The sequence below is a fragment of the Elizabethkingia sp. YR214 genome (genome assembly GCF_003058195.1).
In the GTDB taxonomy this organism is placed as follows: domain Bacteria; phylum Bacteroidota; class Bacteroidia; order Flavobacteriales; family Weeksellaceae; genus Elizabethkingia.
In genome coordinates this window covers 16,047-35,508 of record NZ_QBUH01000004.1, presented here as the reverse complement: position 1 = coordinate 35,508, position 19,462 = coordinate 16,047, and the positions used below count along the sequence as shown (strand labels likewise).

Genomic DNA, 19,462 nt, shown 5'->3' with positions numbered 1-19,462 from the left:
AGCTTCTCCTTTATAAGATTACGCCGCTCTCTAAAATACTAAATGTTTTTCTTTGGTTATCAATTTCTGCCATTACACCGTAAGGAATTGTAAATACGGGGCAAGTATGTCCAAAATTCATTTCAGTTACAATAGTCAGATCATCCCTACCTTCCTCGTCTCTTATAACCTGCAACAGTATTTCGTTATACTCCTGAACATATTTATTATCATAAGGCCTTCCTAAAATCAGTCCACTAATTTTATTGAAAACACCCTGTGCAGCATAATTTCTTAATGCCCAACGAAACTGAAGCGGAGACATCATCTCTTCTGAGGTTTCCATGAATAAAATCTTTCCATCCCAGTCAGATTCTGAAAACCAAAAATCTGTTCCTTTCAAAAATTCTAAAACATCTACACAACCACCAATCAGCTCCCCTTTAACCTTTCCTGTGCCTTGCAGAAAATTCCATTGACTATCTTTTACAAGGTTACGCTCAGTTTCCTGCAATTCTGGTTCTCCCCATTCTAAACGCTCGGTCGTCCATCCGTCATGATTAGGTAAAATCTGGCCTACAGGTTCTGGTGAGAAAAGAGTCCTTTTAATATCTTCTATCTGATATTGATGCATACCTCCATTTTCGGCAAAACCAACCAATACAGATGTTCCGTAAAAAGAAGTTAACCCTGCTTTGTAGCAAGCCATATGGGTAACTGTGGTATCTGAAAATCCCAGAAATATTTTAGGATTATTACGGATTACTGAAAGATCGGTAAAAGGCAGTGTTCTGATACTATCATCTCCTCCAATATTGGAAATAATGGCTTTTACGGATGAATCTGAGAAAGCTTCCATTAAATCTTCTGCCCTTGCCTGAGGATTTTTATAAATGTAATCAGCTGACTTCAGAGCATTTCTTGTTTTTATAACATGGAGTCCGAAAACTTCCTCCAATTGTTTTTTTCCGGCTTCATATCTGTGCGGAAAAGTTCCTGCCCCACCCCATGAAAGAGAAAGGGTAGCAACAGTATCTCCCGACTTCAATAATTGTGGTCTGGTAAGCATCATGTTTACAAAAATATAATAAAAAAACGGGAAGTAGAGGCTACTTCCCGTTTCATTAAAAATACTAACTATATTTTATTTATCTCGCAGTCACTTTTACAAGCATATCAATATCATCTTTGATAACAACATCTTTCATACCAGCTTTATAGTTTACTCCAAACTTCTGTCTGTCGAAAGAGAATTTGTTAGACACGATACTTACTTGCCCTTTGCTATTATTAATCTTTGCAGGGAAAGAGATAGCTTCTGTTTTACCTTTTAAAGTAAGGTTTCCGTTTACTACATAGTTGTAAACTTTATCGTTGTTAGCTTTTACAGAAGTAATTGTAAAGCTTGCAGTCGGAAATTTTTCAACCTCAAAGAAGTCACCATTTTTAAGGTGTCCGTTTAGCTTTTGCTGATCTTCACCAGCAACATCAGTAGCATTGATACTCGTCATATCTAATACGAAAGTACCTCCTGCAACCTGATTGTTTTTCAAAACGACATTACCGCTTTTCAGATTTACTTTACCATAATGCGAAGAAGCATCAGACTTCATCACTTTATAGCCCCACCACTGGATATCAGAACCAACTACTTTTTTGGTTTGTCCAAATGCCAAACCAGCTGTCATTAATAATAGAAAACCTATCTTTTTCATGTATTGAATTTATGTTGATGCAAAAGTATACCTTTTTTATAGACGATTGCCTTATCCTATGATAAGTTTTCAACAATCACTATAAAAACTGCATTTTTCCCTTTTATGCTCTTCCATAAGCTCCATAGTAAGCAGCTCCCATTAGAGCAGTTTTACTATTCAGGATTAAGTAGATCGGAATATCTTTTAGTATATGTTCCATTTTATCACTTACGATAAAATTCTGGTGAAATTTATCTTTGTTCAGCAAATTAAAAATCTTCGGAGGAATACCTCCTCCTAATAATAATCCACCTGTTGCTTTTAGTTTTAATACAAGGTTAGTCGCCTCACGTGCCATAAAGTCTACAAACATCTCCATTGCAAGAGAACATGTAGGATCCAGTTCACGCATAGCTGTATGGCTGATAATCGCTGACGGGTCTCCTTCTTCCTCAAACTTCTGAGTAAGCCATGCCGGTTCAGGATGTTTTTTTACATCGCGCAGGAATCTGTAAATATTAAAAATTCCAGGACCTGAAATTACAGTTTCCCAGCTTACGATACCATAAATAGAATTCAGATATTCGTAAAATTCAACCTCTGTTTTATTTCTTGGGGAAAATTCGGAATGTCCACCTTCTGTCGCAAATGGTCTTAAAGCTTTACCATCCCAAAATAACCCAGCCTCACCAAGACCTGTCCCGGGAGCAAGAATAGCCACATTTCCGTCGATATTAGGATTTCCTTTGTGAATTGTTGCCAGATAACCATCATTTACCTCGGCTAATCCATAAGCTGTAGCCTCTAGGTCATTGATCATTTCAACGCGGTTAATACGAAGTTCATTTTTCAATAACGATACATCCAGAGACCAGGGAAGATTTGTAGTAATACATTTACCATCCACAACTGGTCCTGCAACTCCGATTGACAAAACATCCGGAAGTTCCAGTTTATAATTTTTGATAAAGTCTTTGATGATATCACTAAAGGAGCTATAATCTCTTGATGGATAGGTAGCTTCTTCTTTTAATACCATTTTATGATTCTCAGAAACAAACCATCCTAAGTTTGTTTTGGTACCTCCAATATCTGTTGCAATTACCGAAAGTCCGTCATTATCAGCATTTTTCCAACCAGGAAGGTGCAATGGAAACCTCATTAACTCCATATTAAATAATTATTTTCCCAAAAATATAAAAAAAGCACTTAACATTTTGTTCATATAATATAAAAAAACATCATACCTTAAAAAAGCAAACAAATTATTGATTACAAACAAATTACAGCATACTCCAAAATCAATTTCAAGCCATATTTATTCTTATACAACAAAAAAGCTCTCCCCGAAAAAGGGAGAGCTTTTACTATTAAATATTAAAAAACTATTTACCTAATGGAATGTTGTATGCTACACCAGCGCCAATTGTTCCGGCGTTGAATTTAACATCACCAATCTGTCCTTTGCTACCTGTAAATACTTTAGTATAGTGAACAAAGAAGTTCCAGTTTTGGTTGTGATAACCAATTTCTGGCTTCAAATAGAAACCACCATTTGGCATTTCAGCATTGTAAGGAGAACCATCTTTTGCAACATTGTCTTTACCTACAATAAATCCGTAACCTAAGTCAGCCCCACCATAGAAACCTGTACGTGCAGGGTAATATCTTAGTAATGCAGCAACCGGAATTACTCCGAAGTCATTGTATTTAACATCTCCGCCTGGCGAAAAAGTTTTAGTTTTTCCGAAAAATTGGTTGTATCCTGTCGCAATACCTAATCCGAAACCAGGAGTTACAATATTTTGGTAAGATAAATCAAACCCTACGTTTGCAGAAGTGTTACCCCCGGTAGAAACACCACCGTTAACACCTACTTTAAGCATATTATTCATATCAGCATTCTGAGCACTTACTAACCCTGCTGCGAAAATACCAGCTACTAAAGCTGCTTGCTTAATCATTTTCATAACATTTATTTTTTTAAATTTTACTACCATACACCTGTAAAAAGCGTGCCAAAATTAACAAAACATTAACAAAACCCTTATACATCAGGCTCCAACTCATGTTTAAGTATTAAAAAAAGACCTGTTTTTTATATATTTTTATAAAAGCTTAAAGCAATTTAATCTTTAACCTTAACGTTTAATATTAATTATAGCAAAAATAATAAAGCAATATGCTCACAAATTTTGTAAAAAACAAGCATCTATTGTGGCGGGCAGGCTTTGGACCCAAAAGCGATAGTCTTAATTTACTCAGCTTTGACACACTGAAACTATGGCAGCAAATTATGGCAGATTCTACAGAAGCTGATGTCCCTGCAATAAAAGTAGTGGACGAGAACAATCTGCTTGTAGATAGTAATATTAAAAACAATCCGGAAGCCAGAAAACTCAGAAACCAGCTGCTGAATATGCAAACCAATCAGATCGCTCTGGACTGGATAGACAAAATGGCATATTCTCCACAACAACTTCGGGAAAAAGTTTCATTTTTCTGGATGGGACATTTTGCATCCCGTATACAAAACAGTAATTTTAATCAGGATCTACTGAACATTGTACGACAAAAAGCTTTGGGAAATTTTGGTGACCTGCTAAAAGCGATTAGCCAGTCGGCATCTATGTTAAGCTTCCTGAATAACCAGCAAAACAGAAAGGGACATCCTAATGAGAACTTTGCGCGCGAGGTAATGGAACTGTTTACAATGGGTAGAGGCCATTATACGGAAAAAGATATAAAGGAAGCTGCAAGAGCTTTCACAGGATGGGGTTATGATAAAATGGGAATTTTCCAGGAAAGACCAAAGCTTCATGATGATGGTGAGAAAATTTTTCTGGGGCAAACCGGGAATTTTAACGGAAATGATATCCTGAATATTATTCTGCAACAAAAAGCGACTTCCAAATTTATAGCGGCCAAAATCTATCGTTTTTTTGTGAATGAAACAGCCAACGATCAGATTGTAGACGAAATGGCCACTGTCTTTTATAAAAGCAATTATAATATTGCTAAATTATTTGACCATATTTTCACATCAAAATGGTTCTATAATGAGAATAATATCGGTACCAGAATAAAATCGCCTATAGAATTATTTGTAGGCATACAACGTACTTTACCACTAAGCTTTGAAAAACCGGAGGTTATCATTAATTATGGCAATCTGCTCGGGCAGGTTATCTTCCGTCCGCCCAATGTTGCCGGGTGGCCAAGTGGTACCAACTGGATAGACAGCAGTACCCTACTGCTAAGAATGCAGATACCACAAATATGGAGCGGTATTATTCCTATGGTATATAAACCTAAAGAGGACGATGATACCTATATGGGGCAAAAGCAACATTTTAATCTAAAAAATGCAAAAGCAAATATCAACTGGGTGCAGGCAGAGACTATATTGAAAGATCAGAATCTTGCAGATCTGCTTCTCCAGAAAAAAGTTGCTTCTTCTTCAAATGTTATTAAAGAATACTCTGGAAAATCATTTGAAGCAGATGTTATCAATCTTATGTCTGTTCCTGAATACCAACTATGCTAAATTCCTGACATCATGCTGATCAATCGTAGAAATTTTCTTAAAATAAGCTCATTAGCCAGTGCATCTCTTATGATGCCTAAATTTCTAAAAGCAATGGAATTGCCGCAGGCACTCCCGATACAAAACAAGATACTTGTTGTTCTCCAGCTTAGCGGAGGTAATGACGGACTGAATACAATTATACCGGTAAGGAATGACCTGTACTATAAAAACCGAAATGGTATATCTATACGCAAAGAAGATGCACTCTCTTTAACTGATGAAGCGTCTATACATCCGTCTCTGACATTCTTTAAGGAATTATATGATAATGGAGAACTTGCAGCTCTGAACAATGTAGGTTATCCTGATCCTGACAAATCACACTTCAGAAGTATGGATATCTGGCAATCTGCCAGCAGTTCAAAAGATTTTTGGGAAACCGGATGGTTGGGCCGCTACCTGGACGAAGCCTGCCATACCTGCGCGCATCCAACTCAAGCTCTGGAAATAGACGATATGCTGAGTCTTGCTTTGAAAGGCTCACAGAATAAAGCAATAGCGGTTACAGATCCCAAAAGACTATTTAATTCGAGTAATGAGGCTTTTTATAAAAAGTTAAACGATTCTCATTCTCATGATGAGCAGGTGGTGGATTACCTCTATCAAACTTTGGGTAATACCATTAGCAATGCATCTTATATTCTCGAGAATACAAAGGTAAAACCTGCTTCATCTACCTATCCTGCCACAGGATTAGGTAAAGATTTTAAAACCATTGCTTCTCTTATAAATTCAGATATCAACACACAAGTATACTATCTGTCTGTAGGAAGTTTTGATACTCATGTTAACCAGCTTCAGACACAAAAAAATCTATTTACGCAGATTAATGATGCTGTAAAAGCATTTATTAATGATCTTAAAGCCAATGGCAGATTTCAGGATGTATTACTGGTTACCTTCTCTGAATTTGGCAGACGTGTAGCTCAGAATGCCAGCGGAGGAACAGATCACGGAACAGCCAATCAGATGTTTCTTATGAGCGGCGGACTAAAGAAAAAGGGTCTTCTAAATCCATTGTCCAATTTGGAAAAACTAAATGACGGGGATCTTATCTACACCGAAGATTTCCGGAATGTATATGCTACTATTCTAAAGAAATGGTTAAATGCCGATGATCAGAAAATCTTGTCGAGACAGAATACATTCTATGATTTCATTTAGTTAGTATTAGAAGAAATATTAATTCTTTGAAACAAAATAACTCCTGAAAATTTCAGGAGTTATTTTTATTTTATCAATTATGAATTGGGTAAAGTTGCCGGAGACTGATCTCTTTTATCTTTACGTTTTTCAGTAATCTTTTTTATAACAAATTCAATTGCAATTGGGATCAAAAAGGCTAAAGCCGCTCTTACTATTCTTTTCATAATATTTTGTTTTTCAGCAATAAGGTACAACTTTCACGCCAAATAAAAAATAAAAGAATGGTAAGGTTTTAAAAACCATATAGCTACATAGAATATGTCAATATAAAAATTTTACACAGGAAAATAAATTTTCACCCATTGGCTATGAGTATTCAACGCTAATATAGAGTATACCTTTATCTATTATCTAATACTAAAAGACTATGCTTCTATGTGGTTTAATTGATCACAAAAAAAGGCCGAAATAAATTTCAGCCTTTTCTACATTTATGATGTAATTTCTATTTTTATGCTTGTTCTGCAGGTTTGTCACCTTCAGTTTTAGCTTCTGTTGCTTCAGCTTTTGGCTTTCCTTCCGGCTTTGGAGGTCTTGGAAGAAGTACTTTTCTTGAAAGCTTCATTTTCTTACGATCGTCATAACCCATGAATTTCACTTCTACTTCATCACCTTCTTTGTACGGAACTGTATCCAATCTCTTCCATTCGATCTCAGAGATATGAAGAAGACCTTCAGTACCTTTTTTAAGCTGAACGAAAGCTCCGAAATCCATTACCTTAACAACTTTACCTTTGTAAACTTCTCCTACAACAGGAACGAAGGTAATATCGTTAATTCTTGCAATCGCTTCGTTGATCTTCTCACGGTTGGTACCCGCGATTTCAACTCTACCGATCTCTCCGATTTCTTCAATAGAGATAACAGTATCTGTATCTTTTTGTAATTGCTGGATATTTTTACCTCCAGGCCCGATAATAGCACCGATGAAGTCTTTAGAAACTTCAAGCATTTCCATTTTCGGAGCGTGTGGTTTAACATCTGCTCTAGGCGTGTCAATTGTTTCAAGGATTTTACCAAGAATATGAAGACGTCCTTCTTTAGCTTGCATTAAGGCGTTTTCCATGATATCCATAGATAGTCCCTGGATTTTAATATCCATCTGACAAGCAGTAATTCCGTTTTCTGAACCTGTTACTTTAAAGTCCATATCACCTAAGTGATCTTCATCTCCTAAGATATCAGAAAGAACCGTCCATTTACCAGACTTAGGATCTGTAATCAATCCCATTGCAATACCTGAAACAGGCTGTGAAATCTGAATACCGGCATCCATTAATGCTAGTGTACCAGCACAAACAGTTGCCATAGAAGAAGAACCATTAGATTCTAAAATATCGGAAACGATACGGATAGTATAAGGAACTTCTGCCGGGATAACGTTAGCCAAAGCTCTCTGAGCAAGGTTACCGTGACCAACTTCTCTTCTGGAAGTACCTCTTAGAGGTCTTGCTTCACCAGTAGAGAATGGCGGGAAGTTATAATGTAAAAAGAATTTCTCATCGTGTTGAGTAATGACGCTGTCTACCATGTTAGCATCTTTAGAAGAACCTAAAGTTACCGCTGTTAGAGACTGAGTTTCTCCTCTTGTAAATACTGCTGAACCGTGAGCTCCCGGAAGGTAATCTACCTCAGACCAGATCGGACGGATAGTTTTAGGATCACGACCATCCAAACGGATATTTTCGTTCAGAATCATCTGACGCATTGCCTCTTTTTCTACATCGTGGTAGTATACTTTAACAAAAGGTGTTACACGTCCTAATTCTTCTTCGTCTGTATATTGAGCTAAAAATTCTTCTAAAACAGCTTTGAATTTTTCGCCTCTTTCTTCTTTGTTAGATGGAGATTTAGCTACTTCATATACTTTATCGTAACACTCTTTCCATACTTTTTCACGAATTTCTTCGTCGTGATCTTCGTGGCTGTATTCTCTTTTAGGGAAAGCTTTTCCTACTTTAGCAGCTAATCTTTCCTGAGCTTCAATCTGAATTTTGATCTCTTCGTGTGCAAATTTAATCGCTTCTAACATTTCCTGCTCAGAAATCTCCTTCATTTCCCCTTCTACCATTACGATAGAGTCTTTTGTGGCCCCTACCATAATGTCGATATCAGCTGTTGAAAGCTGCTCGTAGCTTGGGTTAACTGAAAGCTTTCCGTCGATTCTTACTACTCTAACTTCAGACATTGGTCCGTTGAAAGGAATATCTGTAATAGCAATAGCTGCAGATGCTGCAAGACCTGCTAAATCATCCGGAATAGATTGTCCATCATAAGAAATAAGGGAAATCATTACCTGAACCTCAGCATGGAAATCTTCAGGGAAAAGTGGACGTAAAACTCTGTCTACTAAACGCATTGTTAAGATTTCCTGATCCGAAGGTCTTGCTTCTCTTCTGAAGAAGTTCCCCGGAATCTTTCCACCAGCATAAAATTTCTCTCTGTAATCTACTGTAAGAGGAAGAAAATCCACTCCTGGATTAGCTTCTTTGTTTGCTACAACTGTAGCCATTAGCATAGTGTCGCCCATTCTAACGACAACAGAACCGTCTGCCTGCTTTGCAAGTTTTCCGGTTTCGATGGTAATCTCGCGACCATCTCTTAGTACAATTTTTTCTGTAATTGCTTGAGGTATACTCATAAAAAAAACATCTTTATACTCCGTATTGAGTATGTTATTATTTAAACTCTTTAAATTTTCGTTCGCAAAGGTAATGAATTTGTTTTGTTTTAGCTGAAAAAGCTGGTGCAATATAACAACAACTTAACATAAGTACTATTGAGAGCTTTCACCCCTTCCATACTACTTTTCTAGCTGTCTCAATCAATTCATTAAACAAATATTACCGGATTCTGAAAGAACCAAATATACACTATTCCCCCTGTTCTTTTTTCAGGTTTTCAATAAGGTTTTCTAATTCGGTTATTTTATCTTTCAGAATTTTGATATCGGACTTATTACTGGAGACCTTACTTTTCAACATTACTGCTCTTGCTCTTCCATTATGATCTTCGTCGTCGTCATCCTCACTAATCTCCTCTACATCCTCCTGAATCTCTTCAACATCTTCCTGGATCTCATCGATATCCTCCTGAATTTCTTCAATATCTTCCTGAATTTCATCGATGTCTTCCTGAATAATTTCAACATCTTCTTTCAAATCTTCAATATTTTCTGAACTTCTGTTAACAGACATCTGAATGAAGATAGCGAGATAAATAGCTTCCAGAGAAACAACAGTGGTAAGTACCAAAAGCATTTTATCAAAATCTACAATGCCCAGAATTGGCAATGCAAAACTTACTATAAAGAAAATAGTATGTACAATAAGAGAAGGTATAGAACCTATCCACCACATTGCACCGTTGGCAATTTTCTCTAAAGCACTAAGTTTTTCTATATTGTTTTTGGTCAGATTCATAAATGTGTTTTTGTTACAAAATTAAAAAAGCAACCCTTACGAGTTGCTTTAACAGAATTTCTTGTATCTTATTTTCTGATACCTAGTTCAGCGATGATTGCTCTGTAACGCTCAATTTCAGTATTTTTAAGATAATCTAACAATCTTTTTCTTTTACCTACTAATTTCACCAATGATTTCTCAGTAGCGAAATCTTTATGGTTCTTTTTAAGGTGTTGAGAAAGGTGGTTGATTCTGAAAGTGAACAAAGCGATTTGTCCTTCAGAGCTACCAGTGTCAGTTGCGGATTGTCCGTGTTTTGCGAAGATCTCAGCCTTCTTTTCTTTAGTTAAATACATTCCAATATTATTTAAATGATTATTATGTAATTCGGGTGCAAATATACGACTAATTTCTTCATTTACAATACTGATTCTATTTTAAAATTAAAATTCAAATAATTCAAAAAACTTTATACTTTTTTATCAAAAACTCAGTAATTGGCTGTATTTTTGTACTCTGTAAAAGAGATGAAAAAAGTACTACTTTTTGGGACATTAGCGATTATTACAACAGGACTACTGGTTAGCTGTGCTAACTTTGGTGACAGCCTGCGTTATGTAAACAATGATATCAAGCTGGGTAAGATTGGTAAAATAGTCTACCTGAGTCCCGAGATCTATCCGGAATTTGAAGGCATAGAGGAGCCTACTTACCAGGCATTTTTCAGTGCTGTAACAGATAAAATGTACAGCATGGGCAATATAAAGGTAAACAAGATTGATACTCCGATGCCTTATGACACTATAGATGTGCCTACTCTAAAAACACTCTGCAATAACAACATGGCCGATCTTATCGTGGTGCCTAAGGTAAAATACTTCAAAGTAGGTTTAGGAAAGTATGTACTTTCCAATCAGGTTGTTGTAAGCATGAAAGCTTATAATAAGATGGGAGACTTTGTAATGGAAGTTGCTTACGACACTTATAGCGGAAACGGACGACTTGTTGGTTCTGCTGAAAACTCTGTGAAAATTGGAACTACCGGAGCTATCCAGAAAATGTTCAAAGAATTTCGCAAGAGAAAGATGCTTGGTGTGTACATTTCCTAAGGTTACAGAAAAATAATATTCCATTATAGTACTTTTTTGACAAATTCACGTTACTTTTGCAGCGAAAAATTTTGCTGTGATGGAAACAATTCTAAATCCAGCTGATGTAGCTGAAAAACTAAGCGAACTTCATGCAGATGAAAGACTGTTAGAGTTCTTAAAAGTTCCGAAAGAATATAAAGCTGACGTTTTTGCGCATCTGGACCCCAGTTTTCAGGAAGAGACCATACGCAGTATCGGCAGCAATGATGTTGCCGACATTCTTAATGCAATGACTCCGGATGACAGAACTCAGCTATTAGAGGACTTTCCCGACGAACTCATTAAATACTCTATTAATCTTCTTAACCCTTCTGAGCGTTCGGTAGCACTAAAACTTCTGGGCTATAAATCGAATTCAATTGCCCGTCTGATGACACCTTATTACATTCAGGTAAAAAAGGAATGGACGGTAAAGCATTGCTTTCAACATATAAAGAAAGTGGGTCAGAAAGCTGAGACCATGAACTTCGTATATGTTGTGGACGACCACAACAGATTAATCGATGACATGATTATTGGCACACTACTGCTTGCTGATGAGGATCAGAAAGTTTCTGAGCTTATTGATAATCATTTTGTTGCAATTACAACTACAACCACAAAGGAAGATGCTATTCACTATTTCGAAAAGTATGACCGTGCTGCTTTACCCATTATTACTGAAGCAGGTGTCCTTGTAGGCATTGTAACCATAGATGACATCATCGACGAAATAGAACAACAGACCACCGAAGACATTCAAAAATTCGGGGGATTGGAAGCCTTAGATCTTCCCTATACTCAAACCAGCTGGACAGAAATGATTAAGAAAAGGGCTACCTGGCTTATTATTCTTTTCATTTCGGAAATGCTTACAGCCTCTGCTATGGGTTATTTTGATCATGAAATTCAGAAAGCCGTTGTATTAGCTTTATTTGTACCGCTTATTATCTCCAGTGGAGGTAATTCCGGTTCTCAGGCTGCAACACTTATCATCAGAGCCATGGCACTTCAAGAAATCACCCTGAAAGACTGGTGGTATGTAATGCGTAAAGAAATTATTTCCGGATTGTGTCTGGGGACAATTTTGGGTATAATCGGTTTTATCAGAATTTACACATGGCAACATTTAGGATTATTCGATTACGGAATACACTGGTTATATGTAGCACTTAGTGTTTCTTTATCCTTAGTTCTTATTGTATTATGGGGGACTCTTTCAGGATCGATGATTCCGTTTGTGCTAAAGAGATTAAAGCTGGACCCTGCAACGTCTTCTGCTCCGTTTGTAGCAACACTTGTAGACGTTACCGGATTGATTATTTACTTCACCGTTGCCGGACTCTTACTAACCGGAAAACTTTTGTAAATTTGGGATAAAACCCAATCATGCGCATTATTTCTTTGGTACCTTCTCTTACCGAAAGTCTTTTAGACTTTGGCATTCCGGATATTGTAGGACGGACAAAATTTTGTATCCATCCTAAAGATCAGGTAAAAGATATCGAAGTTATAGGCGGAACCAAGAACATTAATCTCGAAAAAATCAGAGCTTTAAAACCTGATCTTATTCTCGCCAACAAGGAAGAGAATATGAAAGAGCAGGTTGAAGCTCTTATGCCTGATTTTAAAGTATGGGTTACCAATATTGAGACCATAGAGGACAACTACTATTTTCTGAAAAACCTTGGAAATATGTTTAATCAGAAAGAAAAGGCTCAGGCATTCAATCTGAAGATCTATGACATTTTCAACCAGTACAAACTCGACAAAAGGATAAAAATCGCTTATTTGATCTGGAAAAAGCCTTATATGACGATTGGAAGTGATACTTTCATCCATCATTTGCTTCAGCAGTTGGGTTTTGAAAATATTTTCTCCAAGCAAAAGCGTTATCCTGTTATCGAAATGCAGGATCTGGACGAGGCTGAAATCATTATGCTATCTTCGGAGCCCTACCCTTTTCAGGAAAAGCATCTGGAAGAATTCAGGGCTATATATCCAGAGAAAAAGATTATGATTGTAGACGGAGAAGCTTTCTCCTGGTACGGAACTCATATTGCGAAATGCGAAGCTTACTATAAAGAACTTGTCACTACGATATAGAAGCTCATTAAAGGCAATCTTATAAGATTCAGAATAAAATATCCCCACAGCTATTAAAAGCTATGGGGATTATATTTAATAAGAATATTGTAATCTACAGAAATGGAACAAACATTAATATTCCCGTTATCTTTCTGAAGGTTTTATATCTCTGTATTTTTCTAACATAATTTTAAATTTCTCCGGATCAACAGGTTTAAAAATAACCTTTTCACTGACCGGATATTTTTCTAAAAAACTCCGTGGACGCACAGGTCTTTTCTCAAATCCGCCACCACAATTAGGGCAAACATTTTCCAAAACCTGTTCAACACAGTTTTTACAAAAGGTACATTCAAAAGTACAAATCATGGCTTCCTCAGAATCTGGTGGAAATTTTTTGCCACAATTTTCACAAATTGTACGGAGTTCCAACATTATTATTCTACAAAACTTTAGCTACTTCTCCACAAAGCCATTCCAAAAGCTCGGTATCTTCATCTGTAAACGGATCAACAGTGTGACTATCGATATCGATTTGTCCTATGTTTTTACCATCCTTAAAAATTGGTACTACAATTTCGGATTTGGTATCAATAGAGCAAGACAAATAGTTATCCTGACTGTACACATCCGGAACAACAAAAGTTTCTCCGGAAACAGCTACCTGCCCGCAAATACCTTTTCCAAAAGGAATTACAGTATGATCTGTTTCAGCACCAACATATGGGCCTAATACAAGTTCTTCTTTGTCTCCGTTTCGGAAATAAAATCCGGTCCAGTTATAGTAAGCTATTTCCTGATCCAGTAATACACATACTTTTTTCAGTCTGTTTTCTACACTTTCATCTGCTGCAAGCAAGTAGGAAAGTCTTTGTTTCAAGTTTTTCATTATTCTTCGAAAGCTAATTCTTTGTAACCAAACATTCCGCGTTCTTTGATGATCTCTACAACTCCATTTGGAAGTTGTTCTTCCCAACCATGTTCACAATGGGCAATTTTCTTCAGGATTTCTCTTGAGTAAATCTCCAGATACTCTGGTTTAAAGCTATTGATATCTACAATACGCTTGTTTAATTTGAAATATTTATATAATTCTTTAAGATTCGGGTGTACTTTAAGGTTTTCAGAGTTTAGTAAGTCTCCTGTTGTTGTATCCTTGTACGGGTAAAGGTATACACGCATTCCTTTTTTGAAGAATTTACCAAAGGCTTCAAGGATTCCTCCCGGAAGTAGTTCATAAAACTCTTCATCAAAGACATCTAACAGGTTATTTACTCCCATTGCAACACCAATTTTCCCGTTGGAATAGTTGCTGAAGTAATCGACCATTCTGTAGTATTCGGAGAAGTTGGAGATCATTACATTGTACCCCAGTTTTGCAAGTACGTCTACTCTGTCCAGGAAGTCGCGTTCGTCAATATCACCGGCTGCACGTAAATTGGCAATCGTAATTTCGAATAAAACTTCTGTATCTTCAATAGTTGTATTATTATCTTTAAGGAACATTTTCAGTCCATTCTCGAACATATCTACATTCACCAGTGTTACCGGGCGGAAACTTCCTCTTACCGCAAAAATATTCTGTTTGTACAGAATATCTGCCGGAAGCATATTGTTACCTTCAGAGTTGAAAATTACAGCATCTGTCATTCCCATCTTCACTAACTGAAGAGACATTAGACGGTTATCTACATACTCAAATGCAGGCCCGCTAAAGTCTATCATGTCTAATTCTAATTTGTCTATTGAGATATCGTCGTATAAAGATTCTATTAATCTTCTCGGGTTATCGGAATATCTAAAAGCCCCATAGATAAGATTCACACCAAGATTACCTAATGTTTCCTGCTGTAATGTTGCATCGTTTTCTCTGAATTTTACATGGATAACGATTTCGTTATAAGCTTCACTGTCGTGTAACTGAAAACGTATACCTACCCAACCATGTCCTTTTTGGGTTTTATCGTAATTGATGGTTGTTACCGTATTGGCATAGGAGAAGAATTTTCTTCCCGGATTTTTTTCTCTGTCCAGACGTTCTTCAATCAAAGAAACTTCATAACGAAGCATTTTTCTAAGACGATTCTGGGTAACATACCTGTTTTTTGTTTCTTTTCCGTAGATCGCATCACTGAAATCTTTATCGTAAGCAGACATGGCCTTTGCAATCGTATTAGATGCACCACCTGCCCTAAAAAAGTGCCGAACAGTCTCCTGCCCAGCACCAATTTCCGCGAAAGTTCCGTACACCGACGGATCTAAGTTTATGTTTAAAGCCTTTTGCTTTGGGGTAAGAATTTGCTTTATTAGGGACATTTTTATTTTTTTGTAAATTTATCAAAATAAATACCATCTTCAAAAAATGCGTCTTAAATTTTTAGGAACAGGAACTTCTCAGGGAGTTCCGACTATTGGATGTACTGATCCTGTTTGCCTGTCGGAGAATCCTAAAGACAAAAGATTACGGTCTTCAGTCTTGGTAACAACAGATGATGACAGAAAAATATTAATAGACTGCGGCCCGGATTTCAGGCAGCAGATGCTTACCCAACAGGAGCATAATGTGGACGCTGTACTTCTCACCCATGAACATAACGATCACGTAATTGGTCTGGACGACATGCGCCCTATTATCTTTCGGAGCAAAAAAGATATGCCCATCTATTGCAGACCACGTACAGGAGACGAAGTAAAAAAACGGTTTCCGTATGCTTTCTCCGACGAAAAATATCCGGGAGCGCCTTCTTTTGAAATGCATTTTCTGGATAATAGGCCTTTTACTCTTTTAGATACTGAGATCCTTCCTATAGAAGTTACACACTATAAAATTGATATTTTCGGCTATAAATTCAAAAATACAGCATACATTACGGATGCCAGTGCTATATCGGATACGGAGAAAGACAAGCTAAGAAATCTCGATTATTTCATCATTAACTGCCTGCGAAAGGACAATCCACATCCTGCACATTTTATTTTGCCTCAGATTTTGGAACTTGTAGAGGAGCTTCAGCCAAAGCAAACTTACCTTACTCACCTGAGCCATCATATTGGTTTTCACGACGAAATGAATCAAGAGCTGCCATCTCACATCCAGCTGGCTTTTGACGGACAGGAAATTGTTTTTTAATTTTTGAAAAAAACTCTTTTCAGAAACAAAAATATGTCTATATTTGCACTCACAATTTCGAGTGGCCCAGTTGGCGGAATTGGTAGACGCGCTAGACTCAAACTCTAGTGCCGCGAGGCGTGCCGGTTCGATTCCGGCACTGGGTACAAAACAGGAAAAGCAACTTATTTGTTCGCTTTTCCTTTTTTTATTTTTATCTAAGTCACTCTTAATCTGAAAGATATGACGAGCTAAAATATCCATTTTAGTGGTTCGATAATTAATGCCGTCGAACACTAATTTATCAGGAAATATCGAACCAATTATTTCACGTTTAGTTTCAATATCCCCACTATCATAGAGAAAACCGACATTTATCAATCCATGAAATGCTTTTTCAAGAAGTTTCTCTGTACTTATATTTTTTAAATCTGTTTGCTCATAATCTTTACTTAATTTATTCTCAAGTTTTTCAATTTGTTCTCTACACTCTTTCTTAATTTCAAGGTATTCTTCATCTTCAATAATCTCCGAGAATAATTTATCTCGGGCAACCGAAATTTTATTATTCAATATGTCAATTTCTTTACTTATTCTCTTCTTTTCTGCTACTGGATTTACTAAAGAAGCCTTATAATTCTCTAGGAATTTCTTTTTGACATATTCTCTTAACGATTCTTTAATCTCCAGATCTTTTAGTCCGTTTAAAAATATTAGATTAGCTGCATCAGCCCTATGTCTAAATCTGCATGGAGGCTGGCAATGATAATAGTAATATCTTTCACGCCTTCCTCTTGAAGCACTACCTGTTATATTACCGCCACAATTTGGACAAATCAAAAAACCTCTTAAAGGTAGATTTTCATCAGAAAGAAATTTTGTATTAGTAACCTTCTTTGCCTTTTTTCCATCCAGTATAAACTGAACCTGATCAAATACTGCTGTGGTTATTAATGCTTCATGTTGCCCCTGTACGAAATAAGCTTCTTCTTCTTTATTCTTTTCAATGAAAATCTTGCCACAGTACATGGGATTTCTAAGGGCCATATAAAATGCTGTTTTCTCAAGTCTTTTTCCTCCTCTTTCATTCATTTTTTTCCGAATCTGACTAATAGCCATTACACCTTTAGCAATCTCATTAAATGCCCATCTCACATTAGACGCTTCAGGTTCTTTTAAAGCTATATACTTACTTCCATCTTCTCTACTTTTGTTGATATAGCCATATGGTGCTTTTCCCATCAATCGACCTTCTTTCTTTGCCCGCCTCATTCCATTGTAAGTATTTAAAGCTCTACGGTCATTTTCTATCTCTGGTGTTGCTAAATAGATGGCAAGCATCATTTTATTTTCAGGCACCGATAAATCGAGAGGCTGTTCAATAGCCTGAGGTTCTACTCCAAGCTTAGCTAATAACCCAATCATTTGATAAGCATCCCCTGCATTTCTACTGAAGCGGTCCCATTTTGTAAATAATACAATATTTGTTTTAGTGCTTCTCTTTTTTAGATAATTTAAATATTTGATCCATTCAGGCCTTTCGAAATTCTTAGCAGAATGATCTTCATAAATAACCTGACCTATGGTAAAGTTGTTTAATTTACAATACTTTCTTAGTCTTTCATTCTGATCTCTTTGGGAATAACCTTTATCTGCCTGATCATCAGTTGAAACTCTTATATACAAATCAACAATCATAATTTATTGGTTTACTGATTAATTTTTAAATATACATCTTTAAGCATTGCTAAATCAGCGGATTATAAATTCCTTCATTCCCAAACGAATAATAGTATTAAGAATAGTAACAATACCTCTTAACTCATCCTCACTAATATCATTTTCCGAATCAGAAATTAATTTCCTGATTTCTTCTAAATCGTTTTCTTTAATAAATACACGGGATTCTCCCAAAACTGTTTTATCTAAGCGTTCAAAGCTCTTATAACTTTTCTTCTTCACCTGTTTAAACTCCTTTTATAGAGTTATAATCAAGTTAGGATTAACACTATTTAAAATTTAAGTATGAAATTAGAAGGAAGTATTTGGCTAAAATCAACTCTCTCTGCACCATTCTGAAAAAGGTTGAGTAACAAACCATAAAATAGTTATTCTTATGAAAAAAACTCTATCCTCGTACAAAATACAGCTAGGGATTCAAAAGACAAATTGTTTCCGAATACAAACGGGATTATTTACAAAATCACAATTACAAATCCGATACAATATTCGTGGCAATTCTTGTATTCCCAGCTGGTTAGTAAAATATGGTAACTTTACTTATTCATAGCAACTAAGTAAGAGCAGGCCAATGAAAGATCTATAAAAACAAAAGATTAAAGAGCTTGAAGCAGCTTTATCCAAAAAGGAGGAGGAGCTTAAAGTATTTCGGAAATTTATAGAAATAGCAGAATGTGTGCTGAAAATTGAAATCGTAAGAAAGTCTGGTTCCAATCAATCCAGGAAATAATACCATGCGCAACTTTTTCAATTAAAGATATTTGCCGATTGTTTGGATACAGTAAACAAACATATTATAAAAGAACAAAGCAGTCAAGCTTCTGTAATAATCAAGAAAGGATTATAGAATTGGTCTTATCAATTCGTAAAAAGATGCCAAAGTTAGACACCCGAAAAATTTACGTTTGACTTAAGGCTGATTTTAATAAGGAGAATATTCATAATAGGAAGAGATCAATTATTTAAGATTCTAAAATCAAATTATCTTTTAATTCCTCGAAGGCATAGTTATTAAAAAACAACGAATTCCAGACACTGAATGAAGAAATATTCTAATATAATCAAAGAAAAAGAGTCAGAATTTTCAGAGAAGATATGGGTAACAGATATTACCTATCTGAAAACTAAAGAGAGAAATTATTACCTCCATTTGATTACTGATGCTTATTCGAAAAAAATTGTAGGATATGAATTGAGTGATAATCTACAAACGAGCTATACATTGAAAGCCTTAAAGAAAGCTATAAAGAACAGAATCTATAAGCATTCTTTAATTCATCACTCAGACAGAGGTTTACAATATTGTAGTAAAGAGTAAAGAGTAAAGAGTAAAGAGTATATAGAAATACTAAAGAAAAATAATATTCTTATCAACATGACCGAAAACTCGGATCCTTATGAAAATGCCGTGGCAGAAAGAGTCAATCGTATTCTGAAACATGAATTTGGATTGATTGATACTTTTGAAAATTGTATTAAATCTATAATTTTATGACTTTTCATACGTCATATATCTATTC

General features: G+C 36.0%; 18 protein-coding genes, 1 tRNA gene and 2 pseudogenes. 8 read left to right on the top strand and 13 right to left on the bottom strand.

The window, feature by feature from the left end; genetic code table 11:
* Nucleotides 1–10: 10 nt before the first annotated feature.
* The 4 genes from C8J95_RS08740 to C8J95_RS08725 form a co-directional block, all read right to left on the bottom strand.
* A complete protein-coding gene (locus C8J95_RS08740) occupies nucleotides 11–1,051 on the bottom strand; it encodes a S66 peptidase family protein (protein ID WP_107808004.1) in 1,041 nt (346 codons plus the stop codon).
* Between the two features lie 76 nt (nucleotides 1,052–1,127).
* The gene (locus C8J95_RS08735) at nucleotides 1,128–1,694 is read right to left on the bottom strand and encodes a YceI family protein (RefSeq protein ID WP_107808003.1); all 567 of its coding nucleotides are present in this window, start codon (nucleotides 1,692–1,694) and stop codon (nucleotides 1,128–1,130) included.
* A gap of 103 nt (nucleotides 1,695–1,797) precedes the next feature.
* Entirely contained in the window at nucleotides 1,798–2,838 is a 1,041-nt protein-coding gene (gene glk, locus C8J95_RS08730) for a glucokinase (protein WP_223200293.1), read from the bottom strand.
* 223 nt (nucleotides 2,839–3,061) lie between these two features.
* Nucleotides 3,062–3,646 (bottom strand): hypothetical protein, encoded by a 585-nt coding sequence (locus C8J95_RS08725; RefSeq protein ID WP_107808323.1) that lies wholly within the window; start codon nucleotides 3,644–3,646, stop codon nucleotides 3,062–3,064.
* A 212-nt stretch (nucleotides 3,647–3,858) separates the two neighbouring features.
* Here C8J95_RS08725 and C8J95_RS08720 point away from each other — a divergent pair, with 212 nt between their 5' ends.
* Both C8J95_RS08720 and C8J95_RS08715 read left to right on the top strand, forming a co-directional pair.
* Nucleotides 3,859–5,223 (top strand): DUF1800 family protein, encoded by a 1,365-nt coding sequence (locus tag C8J95_RS08720; RefSeq protein WP_107808002.1) that lies wholly within the window; start codon nucleotides 3,859–3,861, stop codon nucleotides 5,221–5,223.
* 12 nt (nucleotides 5,224–5,235) lie between these two features.
* Entirely contained in the window at nucleotides 5,236–6,429 is a 1,194-nt protein-coding gene (locus tag C8J95_RS08715; protein WP_107808001.1) for a DUF1501 domain-containing protein, read from the top strand.
* 77 nt (nucleotides 6,430–6,506) lie between these two features.
* Here C8J95_RS08715 and C8J95_RS18940 read toward each other — a convergent pair whose 3' ends face one another.
* From C8J95_RS18940 to rpsO, 4 genes are all read right to left on the bottom strand, one after another.
* Nucleotides 6,507–6,635: a hypothetical protein gene (locus C8J95_RS18940; protein ID WP_255412752.1), complete on the bottom strand. Its 129-nt coding sequence runs from the start codon at nucleotides 6,633–6,635 to the stop codon at nucleotides 6,507–6,509.
* Nucleotides 6,636–6,922: 287 nt separating this feature from the next.
* The gene (locus C8J95_RS08710) at nucleotides 6,923–9,112 is read right to left on the bottom strand and encodes a polyribonucleotide nucleotidyltransferase (RefSeq protein WP_107808000.1); all 2,190 of its coding nucleotides are present in this window, start codon (nucleotides 9,110–9,112) and stop codon (nucleotides 6,923–6,925) included.
* A 232-nt stretch (nucleotides 9,113–9,344) separates the two neighbouring features.
* Nucleotides 9,345–9,893: a DUF1003 domain-containing protein gene (locus C8J95_RS08705; RefSeq protein WP_107807999.1), complete on the bottom strand. Its 549-nt coding sequence runs from the start codon at nucleotides 9,891–9,893 to the stop codon at nucleotides 9,345–9,347.
* A gap of 68 nt (nucleotides 9,894–9,961) precedes the next feature.
* A complete protein-coding gene (gene rpsO / locus C8J95_RS08700) occupies nucleotides 9,962–10,231 on the bottom strand; it encodes a 30S ribosomal protein S15 (RefSeq protein ID WP_034869866.1) in 270 nt (89 codons plus the stop codon).
* A gap of 171 nt (nucleotides 10,232–10,402) precedes the next feature.
* Here rpsO and C8J95_RS08695 point away from each other — a divergent pair, with 171 nt between their 5' ends.
* From C8J95_RS08695 to C8J95_RS08685, 3 genes are all read left to right on the top strand, one after another.
* Nucleotides 10,403–10,984: a pyruvate decarboxylase gene (locus tag C8J95_RS08695; protein WP_255412751.1), complete on the top strand. Its 582-nt coding sequence runs from the start codon at nucleotides 10,403–10,405 to the stop codon at nucleotides 10,982–10,984.
* Nucleotides 10,985–11,063: 79 nt separating this feature from the next.
* Nucleotides 11,064–12,374 carry a magnesium transporter gene (gene mgtE, locus C8J95_RS08690; protein WP_045184424.1) on the top strand — a complete coding sequence of 437 codons (1,311 nt, stop codon included), beginning with the start codon at nucleotides 11,064–11,066 and terminating at the stop codon, nucleotides 12,372–12,374.
* 20 nt (nucleotides 12,375–12,394) lie between these two features.
* Nucleotides 12,395–13,111, top strand: coding sequence for an ABC transporter substrate-binding protein (locus tag C8J95_RS08685; protein WP_107807997.1), 717 nt, complete (start codon nucleotides 12,395–12,397; stop codon nucleotides 13,109–13,111).
* 126 nt (nucleotides 13,112–13,237) lie between these two features.
* Here the strand turns inward: C8J95_RS08685 and C8J95_RS08680 are convergent, their stop codons facing one another.
* Genes C8J95_RS08680 through C8J95_RS08670 form a run of 3 tightly spaced genes read right to left on the bottom strand, consistent with a single transcriptional unit; the run spans nucleotide 13,238 to nucleotide 15,409 of the window.
* Nucleotides 13,238–13,528, bottom strand: coding sequence for a DUF1272 domain-containing protein (locus C8J95_RS08680; RefSeq protein ID WP_107807996.1), 291 nt, complete (start codon nucleotides 13,526–13,528; stop codon nucleotides 13,238–13,240).
* A gap of 7 nt (nucleotides 13,529–13,535) precedes the next feature.
* Nucleotides 13,536–13,982: a GAF domain-containing protein gene (locus C8J95_RS08675; RefSeq protein ID WP_034869827.1), complete on the bottom strand. Its 447-nt coding sequence runs from the start codon at nucleotides 13,980–13,982 to the stop codon at nucleotides 13,536–13,538.
* Complete coding sequence (locus C8J95_RS08670) at nucleotides 13,982–15,409, bottom strand: nicotinate-nucleotide adenylyltransferase (RefSeq protein ID WP_107807995.1); 1,428 nt, start codon at nucleotides 15,407–15,409, stop codon at nucleotides 13,982–13,984. Before C8J95_RS08670 ends, C8J95_RS08675 begins: the two co-directional genes overlap by 1 nt.
* A gap of 46 nt (nucleotides 15,410–15,455) precedes the next feature.
* On the opposite strand from C8J95_RS08670, the gene C8J95_RS08665 reads away from it, so the two are divergent.
* Together C8J95_RS08665 and C8J95_RS08660 are read left to right on the top strand one after the other, a co-directional pair.
* A complete protein-coding gene (locus C8J95_RS08665; protein WP_107807994.1) occupies nucleotides 15,456–16,223 on the top strand; it encodes an MBL fold metallo-hydrolase in 768 nt (255 codons plus the stop codon).
* A gap of 64 nt (nucleotides 16,224–16,287) precedes the next feature.
* Nucleotides 16,288–16,369 (top strand) — tRNA-Leu (locus C8J95_RS08660).
* A 754-nt stretch (nucleotides 16,370–17,123) separates the two neighbouring features.
* On the opposite strand, the pseudogene C8J95_RS18935 reads toward C8J95_RS08660, so the two are convergent.
* Nucleotides 17,124–17,900: pseudogene (locus tag C8J95_RS18935) on the bottom strand (recombinase family protein); the annotation flags it as partial.
* Between the two features lie 54 nt (nucleotides 17,901–17,954).
* Nucleotides 17,955–18,164, bottom strand: coding sequence for a hypothetical protein (locus tag C8J95_RS18595; RefSeq protein ID WP_131828270.1), 210 nt, complete (start codon nucleotides 18,162–18,164; stop codon nucleotides 17,955–17,957).
* Nucleotides 18,165–18,370: 206 nt separating this feature from the next.
* Between C8J95_RS18595 and C8J95_RS08650 the strand changes: the two are divergent.
* A pseudogene (locus C8J95_RS08650) lies at nucleotides 18,371–19,413 on the top strand (IS3 family transposase); the annotation flags it as partial.
* Between the last annotated feature and the right edge of the window lie 49 nt (nucleotides 19,414–19,462).

Coding starts and splice junctions, on each gene's coding strand:
- C8J95_RS08695 (WP_255412751.1), top strand. CDS start 10,403: ATGAAAAAAGTACTACTTTTTGGGACATTAGCGATTATTACAACAGGA.
- C8J95_RS08715 (WP_107808001.1), top strand. CDS start 5,236: ATGCTGATCAATCGTAGAAATTTTCTTAAAATAAGCTCATTAGCCAGT.
- mgtE (WP_045184424.1), top strand. CDS start 11,064: ATGGAAACAATTCTAAATCCAGCTGATGTAGCTGAAAAACTAAGCGAA.
- C8J95_RS08685 (WP_107807997.1), top strand. CDS start 12,395: ATGCGCATTATTTCTTTGGTACCTTCTCTTACCGAAAGTCTTTTAGAC.
- C8J95_RS08675 (WP_034869827.1), bottom strand. CDS start 13,982: ATGAAAAACTTGAAACAAAGACTTTCCTACTTGCTTGCAGCAGATGAA.
- C8J95_RS08735 (WP_107808003.1), bottom strand. CDS start 1,694: ATGAAAAAGATAGGTTTTCTATTATTAATGACAGCTGGTTTGGCATTT.
- rpsO (WP_034869866.1), bottom strand. CDS start 10,231: ATGTATTTAACTAAAGAAAAGAAGGCTGAGATCTTCGCAAAACACGGA.
- glk (WP_223200293.1), bottom strand. CDS start 2,838: ATGAGGTTTCCATTGCACCTTCCTGGTTGGAAAAATGCTGATAATGAC.
- C8J95_RS08705 (WP_107807999.1), bottom strand. CDS start 9,893: ATGAATCTGACCAAAAACAATATAGAAAAACTTAGTGCTTTAGAGAAA.
- C8J95_RS18940 (WP_255412752.1), bottom strand. CDS start 6,635: ATGAAAAGAATAGTAAGAGCGGCTTTAGCCTTTTTGATCCCAATTGCA.
- C8J95_RS08680 (WP_107807996.1), bottom strand. CDS start 13,528: ATGTTGGAACTCCGTACAATTTGTGAAAATTGTGGCAAAAAATTTCCA.
- C8J95_RS08725 (WP_107808323.1), bottom strand. CDS start 3,646: ATGAAAATGATTAAGCAAGCAGCTTTAGTAGCTGGTATTTTCGCAGCA.
- C8J95_RS08720 (WP_107808002.1), top strand. CDS start 3,859: ATGCTCACAAATTTTGTAAAAAACAAGCATCTATTGTGGCGGGCAGGC.
- C8J95_RS08670 (WP_107807995.1), bottom strand. CDS start 15,409: ATGTCCCTAATAAAGCAAATTCTTACCCCAAAGCAAAAGGCTTTAAAC.
- C8J95_RS08740 (WP_107808004.1), bottom strand. CDS start 1,051: ATGATGCTTACCAGACCACAATTATTGAAGTCGGGAGATACTGTTGCT.
- C8J95_RS08665 (WP_107807994.1), top strand. CDS start 15,456: ATGCGTCTTAAATTTTTAGGAACAGGAACTTCTCAGGGAGTTCCGACT.
- C8J95_RS08710 (WP_107808000.1), bottom strand. CDS start 9,112: ATGAGTATACCTCAAGCAATTACAGAAAAAATTGTACTAAGAGATGGT.